At 42.2% G+C, this 16,909-nt stretch carries 12 protein-coding genes; 6 read left to right on the top strand and 6 right to left on the bottom strand.

Going from position 1 to position 16,909, the window contains the following annotated elements:
* Positions 1 to 12 precede the first annotated feature (12 nt).
* From CUR83_RS07880 to CUR83_RS07870, 3 genes are all read right to left on the bottom strand, one after another.
* On the bottom strand, positions 13 to 816 hold the full coding sequence (locus tag CUR83_RS07880) for a 4'-phosphopantetheinyl transferase superfamily protein (protein ID WP_284719402.1): 804 nt from the start codon (positions 814 to 816) through the stop codon (positions 13 to 15).
* A gap of 464 nt (positions 817 to 1,280) precedes the next feature.
* Positions 1,281 to 1,799 carry a peptidoglycan-associated lipoprotein Pal gene (gene pal, locus CUR83_RS07875; protein WP_093069940.1) on the bottom strand — a complete coding sequence of 173 codons (519 nt, stop codon included), beginning with the start codon at positions 1,797 to 1,799 and terminating at the stop codon, positions 1,281 to 1,283.
* A gap of 281 nt (positions 1,800 to 2,080) precedes the next feature.
* The gene (locus CUR83_RS07870) at positions 2,081 to 2,716 is read right to left on the bottom strand and encodes a DUF6231 family protein (protein ID WP_284719401.1); all 636 of its coding nucleotides are present in this window, start codon (positions 2,714 to 2,716) and stop codon (positions 2,081 to 2,083) included.
* A 394-nt stretch (positions 2,717 to 3,110) separates the two neighbouring features.
* On the opposite strand from CUR83_RS07870, the gene pepN reads away from it, so the two are divergent.
* Positions 3,111 to 5,711: an aminopeptidase N gene (pepN, locus tag CUR83_RS07865; RefSeq protein ID WP_284719830.1), complete on the top strand. Its 2,601-nt coding sequence runs from the start codon at positions 3,111 to 3,113 to the stop codon at positions 5,709 to 5,711.
* Positions 5,712 to 5,940: 229 nt separating this feature from the next.
* On the opposite strand, the gene CUR83_RS07860 is transcribed toward pepN, so the two are convergent.
* Positions 5,941 to 7,023: a 3-deoxy-7-phosphoheptulonate synthase gene (locus CUR83_RS07860; RefSeq protein WP_284719400.1), complete on the bottom strand. Its 1,083-nt coding sequence runs from the start codon at positions 7,021 to 7,023 to the stop codon at positions 5,941 to 5,943.
* A gap of 453 nt (positions 7,024 to 7,476) precedes the next feature.
* Between CUR83_RS07860 and lpxB the strand changes: the two genes are divergently transcribed.
* From lpxB to CUR83_RS07845, 3 genes are all read left to right on the top strand, one after another.
* Positions 7,477 to 8,793, top strand: a complete 1,317-nt coding sequence (gene lpxB / locus CUR83_RS07855) for a lipid-A-disaccharide synthase (protein WP_223334187.1) — start codon at positions 7,477 to 7,479, stop codon at positions 8,791 to 8,793.
* A 22-nt stretch (positions 8,794 to 8,815) separates the two neighbouring features.
* Positions 8,816 to 9,688 (top strand): ribonuclease HII, encoded by an 873-nt coding sequence (locus CUR83_RS07850; protein ID WP_284719399.1) that lies wholly within the window; start codon positions 8,816 to 8,818, stop codon positions 9,686 to 9,688.
* Positions 9,689 to 9,933: 245 nt separating this feature from the next.
* The gene (locus CUR83_RS07845) at positions 9,934 to 11,106 is read left to right on the top strand and encodes a CAP domain-containing protein (protein ID WP_093069955.1); all 1,173 of its coding nucleotides are present in this window, start codon (positions 9,934 to 9,936) and stop codon (positions 11,104 to 11,106) included.
* A 120-nt stretch (positions 11,107 to 11,226) separates the two neighbouring features.
* Here the strand turns inward: CUR83_RS07845 and CUR83_RS07840 are convergent, their stop codons facing one another.
* Positions 11,227 to 11,892, bottom strand: a complete 666-nt coding sequence (locus tag CUR83_RS07840) for a DUF924 family protein (protein WP_083328820.1) — start codon at positions 11,890 to 11,892, stop codon at positions 11,227 to 11,229.
* 99 nt (positions 11,893 to 11,991) lie between these two features.
* Between CUR83_RS07840 and CUR83_RS07835 the strand changes: the two genes are divergently transcribed.
* Both CUR83_RS07835 and CUR83_RS07830 read left to right on the top strand, forming a co-directional pair.
* Positions 11,992 to 13,233, top strand: coding sequence for a carboxynorspermidine decarboxylase (locus CUR83_RS07835; RefSeq protein ID WP_071001704.1), 1,242 nt, complete (start codon positions 11,992 to 11,994; stop codon positions 13,231 to 13,233).
* A gap of 305 nt (positions 13,234 to 13,538) precedes the next feature.
* The gene (locus CUR83_RS07830; RefSeq protein WP_223334191.1) at positions 13,539 to 14,813 is read left to right on the top strand and encodes a saccharopine dehydrogenase family protein; all 1,275 of its coding nucleotides are present in this window, start codon (positions 13,539 to 13,541) and stop codon (positions 14,811 to 14,813) included.
* Between the two features lie 1,011 nt (positions 14,814 to 15,824).
* On the opposite strand, the gene htpX is transcribed toward CUR83_RS07830, so the two are convergent.
* Positions 15,825 to 16,739, bottom strand: coding sequence for a protease HtpX (gene htpX / locus CUR83_RS07825; protein WP_223334193.1), 915 nt, complete (start codon positions 16,737 to 16,739; stop codon positions 15,825 to 15,827).
* Positions 16,740 to 16,909 lie beyond the last annotated feature (170 nt).

Raw genomic sequence — 16,909 nt, 5'->3', positions numbered from 1 at the left:
TGCCAGATATGATCAAAAAACAACAACTGTTTGATCTGCTTGCAATACTGCAATTTGGTGATTGGATTGATCGTTAGTATGACTGATAGTAATAAAGTCTTTATTTATATCATCAGTCAAGGCAGGAATGACATCAGAGTAATCTATACCTAAACCTTGTGCCAAAGTGTACTGATGGATCTTGATAAAGCTTTCTTTGATTTGCCATAGTAACTTTGCAATATAATCACGCTGATTTTTTGGTAATGTCTGTAAGATAGTAACTTCATGATCTGAGTAAAAACGCTTGACGATATGCCAAGCAACATCATTGTGCTCGATATCGATGCCAGCAGGGCGACGACGACTGATGACCGCTGCTACTTTGTTGTATGAAATAGCAGCGATATTTTGATGAGATTTTTTATTAAATTCGTCTTTGTTATGAGCGGCTGTATGGCTAAAACAGACGTAATACTTGCTTTTGCTAAGGCGATAGGGAAAGCTCGACTCATCTAAGGTATCGCTGATTTCTAGCTTATTGAGTAGCGCTTGTAGTAACTGTCTCACACCTTGGCGCTGCTGTTGACGTTGCCTATGAGCAATACTACGTTTTGATATTGGTTTTTGTACTGCATGATAATGCCATTTGAAATGACGAAGCTCAGTAAAGACTATATGTGATGATGGATATACTGATAACCAGTATAAGTCGTTCCACAAGTTGCTCATTCCTACAGGACTGGATAAATCACTTACTTGAGCAGTCACGCACCAAGTTTCATGGTCGAGTTGAGTAAGTTGGACGTTAGTGATATTTAGTACTGGTATTATCATGAGTGGTCATTAGGGCGTGTTGAACATTCGTAAATAGGCACTGCTGATCGCTAAAATTGTTCCAGACAAGGCACAAAGCGACGATAATGCAGATGCCTTAGCGAGATTTGTAACGCAGTATGGGGCAATTTTAGCATCAGCCCCAACGATAAAAAGCAGGGGACAGGACTCTTTTTTGCCGCTTCATCGTTAAAAATAAGCGCTTAGAATGACTAAACTTATTATTTTTAACATCAAATCGCCTAAAAAATAGTCGCTGTCAGTGCCATGGTCGAATGTTCAACACGCCCTAGTATTTTTAATTGAAAACGAAGTTTTTTTAGAAATATAAATAATATACTTAAAATTAGGTATCTTACATTTGAGTTTGAAATATTTATATATTACTTAGCTCAATAGAATATAAAAAGCCCAGTAATATAACATTACTGGGCTTTTTTAAAGCAAATGATTTTTAATGACGCTTAGTAAGACAGCTCAGCACGGCGGTTCTGTGCATAAGCATCTTCGGTGTTGCCAGCCGCTGCAGGACGTTCTTCACCATAGCTAATGACACGGATGTTGTTGGCGGCGACACCCTGAGCAGCAAGATAATTACGTGCTGCTTGGGCACGGCGCTCACCGAGTGCCATATTGTATTCACGGCTACCGCGCTCATCAGTATGACCTGCGATAACGACACCAGCTGCTGGGTTTGAGTTTAATAGGCTCACGTGTTGGTTAAGGACACTCGCCGCTTGCGCAGTGATTTCGCTGCTATCAAAAGCAAAGTAGACAACCGCTTGTAAGTTTTCAGCACCAGTAATGACAGCGGCTGAGTTATCAACGATGACGGCACCATTATAGCCAACTTGACCACCTGGAATACCTAGCGGCGCGACCACAACCTCTGAGGTAGCACGTTTAGTCGCACAACCTGTAGTGAGTGCAACGGCGCTTGATAGTACAGCTAAAACAGCGATCTTAGAAAAACTGATTGACATGACGAGCTCCTAAAATTTTAATTAAATTTATTTTTTAAACTGCTTACGATAAAACTCAAGCAATCTTTAGACATCATATACTAACTGTTAATTTATGTAAGTATTTTTACTGTAAATAACGATAGATATGTAACGTATAGTCAATCCTAAATAAAACAGATACATTATATATCAAGGTGGAACTGGTCTAAATTTTCCTTGCGTGCTGTGCCTACGCAGACAGAGGCTGCGAAAAATTTATCCCAGTCCCACTGTATCGCTTTTATACTGAATTCACTATATCACCAGCGGTATTTGCCCCAGTTTTCAGGATTGGCCCAGTAATCAGCATTGAGCCAATTCGGTAGCTGTTTATAATCATATAAATTGAACTGCCAAAGCGCCGCTGATACATTGGAAGACGTGATGGATTCAATATCACTAATATCTAAAGATGGCTCGCTTAAGATATCAAATGGCGTAAATCCATAAGGTTTCAAATCAATGGAACTATCAAGTGCAACCAGCAAGTGTGCTGCATAAAGATCACGATAACGCATGAGGGCAGGGATGTATTGATGTAACAGCTCTTGTGAGAGGGTGGGTAGCCAAAAGCAAGCAAGCTCGTATCGTTCAAGCACAGGCTGTTTAGCAAGCTCTGATAAAGTGGAGACGTGCCATGCTTCAGCTGATACGTTATTATCATCTTTAACATTCGTATCTTTAATATGTGTAGTTTTCTTGAGCTGTGTTTGCAGAGTTGATAATTCTGTTTTGTCGTGTGCTACCCATAACAGCTGAGTAGTGTCATCAGTCTGTCTAGTCATCGTTTGTGCTTGTTTATCAAGTGAGTTATCAAGCGAAGGCATGAGAGCATCAACATACTCTATCAGTAGAGGTAACGTGATCTTTGAGTATTTGGCAGTGTGTGTTGTCATATAATAAGCCGTTTATGAAAGGTGAGTTATTAGTGCGCCTATTAAATCATTTTCATCGGCATTATCCAATTGATAACGTGAGCCAATTGTTGATTTAATCATTCATATAGAAGCTTATTAACAAGCATGAATGTATATGAAGGATAAACTCAGTTATCTCGATGCTCGTACTTGAAATATAAGGATTTAGGTCAATCTACCTATAAGCAGGAAACCATATATAACATGCGCCCGTTGTGACTTTCATTGTGACTTTGAGCGCCATAAACGTTGCTATCAAGACGAAAGCTATAATGCGAATAGCAAAACAATAACACTCATAACATATCATCAATAATAATAGGAAATTACCATGTCTACTGCTGAAACCGATGCTCAGATCATCAACCCTGAAATGCCAGATGTACCCCCACATGCACCAAGTAAAATTAATCTAAAGGATTACCAAAAACCAAGTTTTGATGTGGAAACGGTCCATTTGGACATTAAGCTTTTTGAAGATTATGCTCAGGTAAATAGTACGCTTAAGATGGTACGCCAAACCACAGGGGATATTGTCTTATTTGGCGAATCGTTAGAGCTGCTGTCTATTATCATGAATGATAAAGCGTTAACATCTGAGCACTACCAGCAAGAAGATGGCAAGCTAACGATTTATGAAGCACCTGATGAGGTTATCTTAGACATTCAGGTACGTATCTCCCCGCAAACTAACACCGCGCTTGAAGGTCTATACATGGCAGGTAGTGGTGACGACACCATGTTTGTGACTCAGTGCGAACCAGAAGGTTTCCGTAAGATTACTTTTTATCCTGATCGCCCTGATGTACTCGCGATATTTACCACTCGACTGGAAGCCGATAAGCGCTATCCGACGTTATTGGCTAACGGTAATTTAGTTGAAGCAGGCGAGGTTGCTGATGCGCCAGAGCGTCATTATGCGATTTGGCAGGATCCAACCAACAAGCCCAGCTATTTATTTGCCTGTGTTATTGCTGATTTGGATGTGTTGACAGACTCTTATACGACCAGCGAAGGTCGGGACGTATTACTTGAGGTTTACGCAAAATCTGCCGATATCGATAAATGTGATGTTGGTATGCAAGCCTTAAAAGACGCCATGAGATGGGATGAGGTCAATTACGGCCGAGCCTATGATTTAGATCGCTATATGATTGTGGCAGTCAGTCAGTTCAATATGGGCGCAATGGAGAATAAGGGTCTTAATATCTTTAACACCGCTTGTGTGTTATCTAGCCCTGAGACCACTACTGATGCGCGCAGTTTTAGCGTAAAAGCCATTATTGCTCACGAATATTTTCACAACTGGACGGGTAACCGTATCACGTGCCGTGATTGGTTTCAGCTGTGTTTGAAAGAAGGTTTTACGGTTTACCGTGATCAGTCGTTTTCAGCAGATCAGCAATCAAGTGCGGTACAGCGTATTGATGATGTGGCGACCTTGCGTGCACATCAATTTGCAGAGGATGCAGGCCCATTAGCACATCCAGTACGCCCAGAGAGCTTTGTTGAGATTAATAACTTTTATACGACAACCGTCTATGAGAAAGGCGCTGAAATCGTACGAATGATTGCGAACACATTAGGGCCGGATGATTTTCGCAAAGGAACAGACGAGTATTTCCGTCGTTATGATGGACAAGCGGTCACGGTAGAAGACTTTTTATCGGCCCTTAGTATCACTGATGACAAAATCGAGGACTTTATCGACTGGTATCGTCAGCCAGGTACGCCAGTGGTATCGGGCTCTCAAACTTATGATAGTGCAGCGCAGACATTAACGATTACCTTGAACCAGCAAACACGTCATGTGAAAGGCTTTGATGCACCAAAACCGTTGCCGATACCTGTAGCAACCGCACTGTTTGATAAAGACTCAGGCGCTATCGTCGCTGAACGTATGTTATTGCTTGACGAGGCGACGCAAACGTTTGTGTTTGAAAATGTCGCAAGTGAGCCTGTTGTGTCTTTACTGCGTGATTTTAGTGCGCCAGTACAGCTCAACTATGATTACCAAGATGCAGACTTGGCCTTTTTGCTCAAGCATGAAACCAATGGGTTTAACCGCTGGCAAGTCACCCAAATGCTAGTCAACCGTATTTTACTGCAAAGCCAAGGTGCGAAGAGCAGTCCTGAAGTGTATTTAGAAGCCTTGGCACAGACGTTGCCCGTTTTAGCAGCTGATGATGCGATGCTGGCTGCACGATTACTTGATATTCCTTCAGCGCAAGAGCTGGCTTCTGCTATTCCTCAAGACTACGATCCGGTACTAGTGAAAGAGCAGCGCGATGGGCTATATCAGCAAGTAGCAGATAAATTAAAAGATCAATGGGCTACGTTGTACAATGATCTGCCAATGCAGTCTTATGAAGACAGTGCTCAAGCTCGAGGCATTCGTGCGCTGCGTAATGTGGTGCTTGATATGGCACTGACTGCTAACGTCGAAGGTGCAGCCGACTGGGCACAACAGCAATATGATCATGCTAGCTGTATGACAGAGCGTTTTGGTGCGTTGAAGGCGATGGTTAACCATCAGCTGCCAAAAGCCAATGATTATTTGACCGATTTCTATAAGCGTTTCCAAGCAAACGATCTGGTGATTGATTTGTGGTTCAGTGTGCAAGCCGCCGCTGATGATGTGACACCTGTTGTTATCAAGTCGTTAATTGCGCATACCGATTTTGATTGGAATACCCCTAATCGTGTCCGTTCAGTTATCGGTGCCTTTAGCTCGCAACCAACAGTACTATGGACAGCAGAGGGTCTGAAGATGTATACAGACGTGATCAAAAAACTCGATGATGCCAACCCTGTATTGGCGTCGCGACTGCTACAAGTGCTGGCACGCTGGAATACGTTGGCTGAACCACGTCGTCAAATGGCACATGAGCAGCTAACAGACTTACGCAAGAACGTTGCATCCAAGCATGTGCTTGAAAGCTTAGAGAGTGTATTAGGTGCTGCAAATAGCTGATTGATAATAGCTAGGAAATAATTTAGCTGTAGTATTAACTTTAAAATAAAGCCAACCTCAAACTAGAGTTGGCTTTATTTAATTGAGCGTATGGCATTAATTGTCATTAAGAATTAAGCTGCTCAAGAAAATGTTTTTCTTAAAATTCTCCCAATAAAAAGCCCCTTTCGTGTCAGTACGAAAAGGGCTTTTTAGTTTTTGCTTGACGATATACTATCGTTAATGGCTATTAGCGGTTTGGTAGCACATCTTTTACCATATCACGCAAGCCGCGCAATGCGGTGACAGTGCTATCCCAGTCTAGACAGCCATCAGTGATAGATTTACCGTACTCAAGCTGACTTAAATCAGCGGTTAGTTTTTGATTGCCGCCTTTTAGGTGACTCTCAATCATCATGCCAATGATTGATTTATTACCATTTTGAATTTGCTCAGCGACGTTTTGGATAACCATTGGCTGCAAGTAAGGGTCTTTACCTGAGTTGGCATGGCTTGAGTCAATCATGATTTTGCCATTGGTTTTGCCTTTTGCCAGTTCGTTCTCAACTTGAGCAACTGCCGTTTCATCATAATTAGGCTTGCCATTACCACCGCGGAGTACCACGTGTGCGTAAGGATTGCCTTTCGATTTGATGATAGAGACTTTGCCATCTGAGGATAGACCTAGGAAGCTATGCCCTTCTTTAACGGCTTGCATCGCATTGACAGCAACCGTCATACCGCCGTCAGTACCGTTTTTGAAGCCAACTGGGCAAGATAAGCCTGAGCTCATTTCACGGTGTGTTTGGCTCTCGGTAGTACGGGCGCCAATCGCTGACCAGCTGATCAAATCCTGAATGTACTGCGGCGTGTTTGGATCAAGGGCTTCAGTCGCACAAGGCAAGCCTTTTTCATTGAGATCAAGCAGTAGCTTGCGCGCCGTACGCAAGCCCTTTTCGATATCAAAGCTGTCATTCATGTCAGGGTCATTAATCATACCCTTCCAACCGACTGTGGTACGAGGTTTTTCAAAATAAACACGCATGACGACAAATACGCTGTCTTCGATCTCTTTTGCCAATACGGCTAAGCGATCGGCATACTCATGGGCCGCTTTAATATCGTGGATAGAGCAGGGTCCAATGACCACAAACAGACGCTTGTCTTTACCGTCCAAGATATTTTGGATCGTTTGGCGACCGTTTAGTACGGTTGTGTATGCATCGTCTGACAGAGGTAGCTCAGCTTTTAGCTCAGCGGGAGTAATCAAAGGAATAAATTTTTCAATATTCACGTCGTCAATGTCTGCATTATGGGTAACTGATGTTGTCATGGTTATATATCGTCTAGCTGATTTATAGGAATATTCATTATGCGGACAAAAGTGTTGGTTGACAAGGGTAGTCCGGTAGTTAATTGACTGATAACTGGAATGAGGAAACTAAAACTTAGTTATACTTACACATGATTAAGGTTATATTTGAATTCGCAAATGCACGTTTGGTATTTCGTTTTTTCTGTCTATTAATAAGGATGAATTAAGTGCTGGGTGTTCAACGATCAGATTTTATGCGTGAATTTAGCTATTTGTATCATCGTCACGTATGATAGCGACCGCGATGGCTTTATGATTGCGCACTAAAACGATTGCACACTAAAACATGAACGCCAAAAAATAGACACAGATAAAATGTGTATGTCATCAACCTCTATCATTGACTGACTGTGTTATATTTTACAACAACGATTTATTTTATTTGTATATCTTCAATATTGAGAGCTTGTCATGACAGATTCTGCTACGTCTCATCCACATACTGATTCCATCAGCCAAACAGAGACGGATTTTAATAAACCTAAAACGACTGCCACGTCGCTAGTGATAGCCATTGTCGCAGGTGAAGTGTCAGGTGACAGTTTAGGCGCAGATTTTATGCAACAGATGAATAATCTGCGTGATGACATCGTTTGGGTAGGCGTGGGCGGCACTAAGATGCAAGCGCAAGGATTGCAAAGCATTTTTCCATTAGAGCGTTTGGCAGTGATGGGTCTGGTTGAAGTCATGGCGCAGCTACCAGATTTGCTCAAAGCACGCCGCGAGCTATTGAGTGCGTTTAAGACAGCCAATATCGATTGGTTTATTGGTATCGATGCACCTGATTTTAACCTACGGGTCGCTAAAAAACTCAAGCCACAAGGCGTGTTCTGTGTGCAATATGTCAGTCCTTCTATTTGGGCATGGCGTGAGTCGCGTATCCATAATATTAAAGCGGCGACCCATTTGGTATTGTGCCTATTCCCATTTGAGCTACCGGTTTATGAGCGTCATAATCATCCGGCGATCTGTGTGGGGCATCCGTTGCTACGAACCATTGATCAAGCATTGATAGACTCGCCAATCAATCAGCGCCGTAGCGAGCTGGTCTGGCACAATGATGGTTTACAGCAGTTTTTTATTGAACGGTTTGATGATGTCAGCCAGCTTATCTGCGTGATGCCCGGCTCTCGGCGTGGTGAGATTACCGCTATCTTGCCATTGATGCTTGACGGCATTCAAAAGCTCATATTATTAGACCCAAAACTGTGTTTTATCATTCCAACGGTTGATCAAAATCACCAATATATTGTGCAAGAAGTCATTGATCAATGCTCAGAGCAGCTGCGGGCAGCTATTGTCGTCGTTTATGATGATACTCAGCCAGAGTTTAGTCAGCATGCGATGGCAGCGTCAGATATCGTGATGCTAGCTTCTGGGACAGCAACATTGGAGGCAATGCTGCTTGAGCGTCCGATGGTGGTGGTTTATCAATTGAATCAGATCACTTATCAGATTGCCAAACGTCTGGTAAAAGTGCCTTATGTGGCACTGCCTAACATTTTGGCTAATGCGCCGATTGTGCCTGAGCTTATTCAAGAGCAGGCAAGTGGGGATAATATTTGCCGTACGGTGATGCGTCTATTACAACCGCGTGCTTATGCTGAGCAATTAAAAGATCTATTAGCGACAAAGCACACGTTGCAGCAGCAAAGCAATCATGAGCCAGCGAATAGCGTGATTGAACAATATTTTATGAGCGATAGTAATGCCTCCAATCTTACCTAACCTAGAAAGACTTTCTAATATTATGCAAATTCAACCTAGCACAAAAAACCTAGCCCAGATAATTGACGTCAGTATTGATCATATTGATGTCAAAGGGCAGTATATTCAATTGGCGGCGCCTATACGCTTATATGGACAGTTGAATACCTCTAAGCTGTTTGCTCAATATGAGCGCGATGAAGCGCAACGCTTAGAACAGTCAATATTAAAAATTGGCGTTGATGAAGCAGGACGTGGACCGTTACTAGGTAGTGTCAATGTGGCCGCCGCGATATTGCCTGCGTCTTGGTCAGGATTGATTGAAGAACAACCACTCAAAGACACACCATTGTCGATACTGACAGACTCCAAAAAGCTGAGCGAAAAAAAGCGCGTTCTTCTTTATCCATTGGTACAACAGCATGCAGTCAGTTATATCATCGCTGATGTACCCGCAGCTGTCATCGATCAAGTCAATATTTTGCAGGCTACCATGCTCGGTATGCGCTTGTGTACGGAGGCACTGCTAGATGCCGCTCTTACATGCTTGGTGACTAAAAACAATGAGAATACATTGCTTAAACAATTACAAATTGAAGTATTGTTTGATGGTAATCGCTGTCCTGATTTGAGCCATGCTACATTTCACGAATTGGGCATATCGCCATCTTCTGTTGATTGCCAAGCATGGGTGAAGGGTGATGCACGTCATACCAGTATCGCAGCGGCTAGTATATTGGCAAAGGTGAGCCGTGATGAGACCATGTATGCCCTTGACATGCAGTATCCAGAATACGGTATTGCCAAACATAAAGGCTATCCAACTCGCGCACATATGGAAGCCATTGAGAGACATGGTGTCTTATCAGCACATAGGCGCAGCTTTGCGCCAGTGAGAAAGGCATTAGAGAGCTAATTTTAAACGACAATATCTCGTCTAGAAATCGTCTAATGATAAAGATTTAATGTACCAGCAGAAAGAAGATATATACCTATGTTAACAAACAGGCAAATTTTCGGAAAAATAACGAGCGAAAATTTATAAAATGTAATACAATATGTTGCTCTTGGTATAAAGTGCTGTTAAATCAATGACTAAGCTTTTATTTTGAATTTTATTCTCACTAGAATTATATATATTACTATTTTATAGGATAAGAAATGATGGCTCATCCCCCTCAAAAGAACCTTGCTGTAGTGCTTTTCTTAGCGGTATTTTTAACGGCCTGCGGTGGTGGTGGTGACTCTGATAATGGTTCTACATCCAATAATCCACAGAGCGAAACACAAGAAGAGCAAGATAGTGAGCCAAGCGATAGTAATCCTACTGAGAATAATCCGCAAGCAGCCTTAAGTGCTAATAATCAATTTAGTCTGGCAAGAACCAGCTGTGGCTTAGGTGGTTTATCTGTTGATACCGCGCTTGATGATATTGCGATTAAGCACGCAAACTATATCAAATACGTCTTTGCTAATAGCACGCCGACCAGTTTTAATGCCCATGTCGAAAATAAAATCAGCGATATTGCTAGTTTGACAGGTAGCAATAACCCATTCTTCGGTGGATTAGATTTCTCAGATCGCTTATTAAACGCAAAATACAGCAACGCACAATATGGTGCCACAGAAAATATTGCTCAATCTGTCTACTTCAATTCAGCAGGAAGCTTTCTGAAAACGGATGTGGTGGCAACATCAATGGCCAAGTCGTTGTTGGCAGCACCCTATCATTTGCGTTCATTGATGCTACCCACCTCAAGCGCTGTTGGCTCAGGCATGGTTTTATATAAACCGGATGCCAAAAATCCAGCTCTTAACCAAGGTTATGTCTTGGTTAGCCATGCCTCAGCGACACAAGCGACCAAAGATACAACCGTGTCAGGTGTTTTTACTTATCCCTGTCAAGGTGTGACTGATACAGTAACTGCTCTGTATAGTGAGTCGCCAAACCCTGTTAAAGGCACAGGTCGCGATTTACGTACCGATCCTATCGGACAGCCTGTTTATGTGAGTATGCCATCAGCAAACAAAATCAAAGTCAGCAACATCAAGTTCCGAGATACTCAGCGAAATACTAATATACCGATTCAATTGATCGACTTTGATAACGATCCGTATGTGAACACCAACTACGCATTACCAGCGAATGAGGCATTTATTTTGCCATTAACAGATGCACTAAAGAGCTGCGAAGTTAATCGCGCGGCAAATCAAAGCCAGCAATGTGGTCTGTATGGCAATACAAAGTATCAAGTAAGCTTTGATATCTTGATTGATGATAAAAACTTAGAAAGTAAGTCATTCACTTTTACGACGGGTAAGGTAAATTATTAGTTAAGCCGTTTAATCAATTGTACAAACAAAAGGACTGAACCAGATAACTGGCTCAGTCCTTGTTTTATATAAAGACACTATAAGAATGTGACAAAGTAAGCAGACTGGATAAAACCTACTTTAAAATGAAGAATTTGGCTGTTGCAAAAAGGCTTTTTCATCCTCAGTTGATTTGCGCCCTAGTGCCTCATTACGATGTGGGTAACGCCCAAATTGATCAATAATTTCTTTATGACGATATTCAAAATCTAGCGTAGTGGCATCATTTAACTGTCTAAATAATGGCAAATAGCGCTCATGAATTAAGGCAGATTCAGAGTGCATAAATGGGATAATCATAAACTTACGCCATTGCATCGGTAAAGTGTCAAAATAGGGCTGCTGAGTGGCTTCTTGTGCTAAAACTAATGCCATACCGTCTTGGGCAAAAGCACAGGCTTGTTCGCGACACAGGTTTCGTGAAAACTGATCTAAGACAATGATTTCTGCCAATCGTCCTGCTAGCGCTGTTATTGAACTATTGCCATCTAGAGAAGATTCTGCGAGGCGCCATTTAACGCATTCACCTTGCTTTGCTGCCTGCCAAATGTCACCAAACTTGTCCTTTATCTGCTTATCAAAACGATCGTTTTGTTCAAACCAACACGCTTCATTATCTTTATCAAACCAAAAATCCAATACTGCACGCGCATCCGGGTGGAGGTGCGTCAAGTCTATATGTTTTGGGTCTAATTGAGAGGCATGGGATCGACTGGCAGAGGTGGAATAATCGGTTGAGAGTGCCATAAGATATTCTAATTATGATGGATTTAGTCTACTATAGCGCAAATATTTATATCTGTCTGTCAAGATACCAACAGCAGAGTGTCTATTAGGTAACCTATTATGAATGCAAAAAATCTAGAGAATTCTATCAACGTATCGTTGCCACCAACGCCATACTACGTGCTTGATGAAGCGGCGATCGTTGCCAATATGAAAATCATCGCTAGGCTATGTGAGCTGTCTGGTGCAAAAGCATTATTGGCACTAAAATGCTTTGCCACATGGGGTGTTTTTGATGTGATGCAGCCTTATCTGCATGGCACGACTTCGTCTTCACTTAACGAAGTGAGATTGGGCTATGAGACCTTTGGTAATAACGCTGATGCCAGTAGCAGCGATAAAAAAGAAACCCACGCTTATAGCGTCGCCTATAGTGCAGATGAAATTCCTGAAGTACTCAGTTATGCTGATAAGATTATATTTAACTCAATCTCACAGCTAACTGCTTTTAAAAATCAAGCGGCAGCGCAAGGTGTTCCAGTAGGCTTACGATTAAATCCAAAAACCAGCAACTCATCATTTTTGATTGCTGATCCTGCACGTCCATTTAGCCGCCTTGGTGAGCACGATAAAGATAAAATCGCAGCGGTACTAAGCGATATTACAGGCGTTATGATTCATAACAATTGCGAGAATGACAGTTTTGAAGCCTTTAGTGAAAGTTTGGCAGATATCGAATCTAGATTTGGCGATATTTTGCAGCAACTTGAATGGGTAAGCTTAGGCGGCGGCATTCATTTTATCGCGCCTGATTATCCATTAGAAAAGCTGGCTGACAGATTAAAAGTATTTAGTGAGACCTATGGCGTGCAAGTTTATTTAGAACCAGGCGAAGCAAGTATCCATGGCGCGGGCACGTTGGTCACGACAGTGTTAGACACCATGCACAATCAAAAAAATCTCGCCGTCGTCGACGCTTCGATTGAAGCACATATGCTCGACTTGCTTATCTATCGTGAGTCCGCACCGATTGTCGCGATCAATAATACTGCTAGCAATATTGCACCTACTGGCAATCCAGCAGAAGCTGCGCCGTCTGAAGCCAATGCTGAGTCGGCAGACCATACCATTATTTATGGTCGTTCTTGCTTGGCAGGTGATATCTTTGGTGAGTATGCATTACCGAGTAATCTTCAGATAGGCGATAAGATCGCCTTTGGTAATGCTGCCGGTTATACGATGGTCAAGAAAAACTGGTTCAATGGGGTTAATATGCCAGCGATTGTGATTCGTCGTTTGGACGGCAGTACCGATATCCAGCGTGAGTTCGACTATGAGGAATATAAAGCCAGCCTATCTTAAGCCTTAGTAGCCTTAGTTTTTAAGACTATGTTATTGTCGGGTTTTGTATTTTAATGTTTAAAAAACAAAGGCTTAACCTGTATTAGTATGCATTTTAATATCTCTACTTTTTATACATATTTTTTACCGATAAGGGAATAAAAATTGTTATAATCGCGTCGGGCAAATAATGGAGTATTATCTGCCCGACGGGTGCGTGGGTTTTCCTCGGTCTTCCTTTTTAATTCACGCATATCATTCACTCGTTTCTGTTTTGCATAGCCAAAATCAATGGTATCGACAGGGACACAAAGGAGGATTGTTCATTGAACACAAACCAACCAGCCAAATCTAACAAAAAAGACGTACTTATCATCGGAGCAGGCGGCGTCGCTCAAGTGGTCGCGCATAAATGTGCGATGCACAATGATGTGCTCGGCGAGATCCATATCGCCTCACGTACCAAAGACAAATGCGATGCCATCGCGCAGAGCGTAAAAGAAAAAGACAGCTTTAAGCAGGCTGCAGTCTTGCATACGCATCAGGTCGATGCGATGGACAGCCAAGCACTCGTGCAGCTGATACAAGACACAAAAATACAGATACTTATTAATGTTGGCTCGGCATTTATCAATATGACCGTACTAGAAGCTTGTATTGAAACAGGCACGGCATATATAGATACGGCTATTCATGAAGATCCACGCAAGATTTGTGAGACGCCGCCGTGGTACAACAACTACGAGTGGCAACGCAAACAGCGCTGTGCAGACAATAATGTCACTGCTATTTTAGGTGCAGGCTTTGATCCCGGTGTGGTCAATGCGTATGCACGCTTGGGTTATGACATGATGGATGCAGGATCTGTGACTGATATTGACATCATTGATATCAATGCGGGCAGTCATGGCAAATATTTTGCGACTAACTTTGACCCAGAGATCAACTTCCGTGAGTTCACAGGGACAGTTTACTCTTGGCAAGATAGCAAGTGGCAGTCTAATAAAATGTTTGAAGTCAAACGTACAGATGATTTGCCAGTTGTGGGTGTGCAGAACAGCTATCTGAGTGGTCATGATGAAGTGCATTCATTGTCAGCCAACCTAGATGTACCAAACATTCGTTTTTGGATGGGCTTTGGTGAGCATTATATCAATGTATTCACCGTGCTACAGAGCTTAGGCCTACTGTCTGAGCAGCCAGTGATGACGGCTGAAGGCCAAGAAGTGGTGCCGCTAAAAGTCGTGAAGGCGGTACTACCAGATCCAAGCTCGCTTGCACCAGAATATACAGGCAAGACTTGCATTGGTGATAAAGTTAAAGGTAAAATCAATGGCGTTGAGACGGAAGTGTTTATCTACAATGTCTCAGATCATAAAGACGCTTATAACGAAGTGGGCAGCCAAGGTATCTCTTATACCGCAGGCGTGCCACCTGTTGCGGCTGCGATGCTAGTTGCGACTGGTGAATGGGATGCAGGCACAATGGTCAACGTCGAAGAGCTAGATGCTAAGCCATTTATTAATCTATTGAATAAGATTGGTCTGCCAACGCGTATCAAAGATAGCGAAGGTGATAGAGCGCTTGAGTTTGATATTTAAATAACGAGTTTGATTTAGAAAAGCCTGTCTTTTATAGATAGGCTTTTTTTATGTCTGCGTTTATGAATAATGGGGGCTGGCGGTGTCATTACGTTCTTGCTACTATTTATTGTGGTTGAGGTATATTTATATACGCTTTAACTTAGCACATATAGCAGAATAAGTAGTAAGATATATAATACTTTATAGCGTGTTTTCTAGTTCAATACCGTGTATATTATCTAGTAATTATTTTCTAAAAGGTTTCGGAGCCATCAACTCCGAATGTCGCTTGATAAGCGGCTAAAGGGCGATCCCTTATCTAGAGTAGTCTCGAAATTTGGGCTGGTTGTGCCAGCAGAAGTCGTCCGAACGGGTAAGCTTATACTAGTCAAAGTAAGCCCAACCGCGTGGCAACGCGGTATATAAATGCGAATCTTTAATGATTCAACCGGTTGAGTCGTTTAAATGGATTAATGCCATGAAAATATCAACCAATATAGAGATTAAAGTAAATGTAGCAGCAGTAATTACAGCCATAAGTGGACTTATACTTACAATTGCTATGATTTATTTCAATCTTTGAAAAGCCCTATAATGTCAGTGGCAGCTGGCATTATAGGCATTCAATACAACTTTTAAAGCTTTGCCTTATAAGATTTTTAGGTCAGCGGTTAGCGGTGGAGGTTCAAATCCTTCTGCTCTTGTTTTGTTCCTAGTTATCTGTCTCGTGTTGATGGTTTTGTCTTATTTGAAAAATCGTATGTTGACAACTTTAGATTCAGACTGCAATTCTGAAAGGGAGGATAATTCTATGGGAAAAGTAGCAATCTTAAAAATTTTTGCAGCTTCAGTGATTGATATTATTCAGGCGCTGGGAACAAGTTTTGTGGCCTTTGGTGGGCCGCTTACCTAAGAATCTTATATTAATCGAATAGATATCGTTGTACTAAAAAGACAACTAAAATTTTTTAAAATTAAATTAGCTCAATTAGGGTACGTTCAGCGTACAACTAGAATATAATTAACCCATTAAACCTGACTAGGATTATATTCTAGTAGCGCCGTAATACGGTCATCAAGTGTGGGGTGTGAGCGGAATAAGTTGGCAATACTAAAGCCTTGCGTTTGTCCAGACGAGATTGCAAATGCTTTCATACTCTCAGGCATTTGATCTGGTCGCTGTGCAGAAGGACGCAGAGCATCAAGCGCACTGATCATTTTTTCGCGGCTGGCAAGTTTGGCCCCCATTTGATCCGCACGGAATTCACGTAAGCGTGAAAACCACATCACGATGGCAGACGCCAAAAACCCAAGCAAAATATCCATCACAATACTGGTGATAAAGTAACCGATACCTGGGCGATCACTGGTGTTTTTAAACACAGTACGGTCCACGAAGCTACCGACAATGCGCGCAAAGAACATCACAAACGCATTGACCACGCCTTGAATGAGGGCAAGGGTTACCATATCACCGTTGGCTACATGACCAATCTCATGCGCCAATACCGCTTCGACTTCATCTTGATTCATATTCTGTAGTAGACCAGAGGATACCGCTACCAGCGCTTTATTCTTATTCCAGCCAGTCGCAAAAGCATTTGGCTGCGAGTTATTAAAAATACCAACCTCAGGCATACCGATGTTTACCGCTTGCGCTTGTTTTGCCACTGTATCGACCAGCCATTGCTCAGTTGGGTTGCGTGCAGATTCTATTACCACCGTACCCGTGGATTTTTTGGCCATCCATTTTGACAGAAATAGCGAAATCATTGAGCCGACCATACCGTAGATACCGCACATAACTGCAAGGCTGACATAATCTAGCCCACCTGCCGTATATACACCGCCAATCCCAAAAAATCTGGATAGTATCCCAAACACAATGCTAAAGACCACGATCACGGCCAAGTTGGTCAATAAAAACAATCCAATACGCATCATGACGCTAATTTCCTATTTAAAGTGTTGGTATGGCCTAGATAGGCGGTTATCTAAGAGGTTTGTTTGCCATGATAGATTTTACTGGGGTTTTGTGTGTCATACTATTTCAATATTGTCAAAATGCTAAAATAATTATGTTGTCCTAGCTATAGTGAGATTTTTTGAGACAA

Origin of the sequence: Psychrobacter pocilloporae (assembly GCF_029872915.1) — a bacterium.
Taxonomy (GTDB): Bacteria; Pseudomonadota; Gammaproteobacteria; order Pseudomonadales; family Moraxellaceae; genus Psychrobacter; species Psychrobacter pacificensis.
The sequence above is the reverse complement of the archived record's forward strand: the minus strand, read 5'-3'. Positions and strand labels throughout refer to the sequence as shown.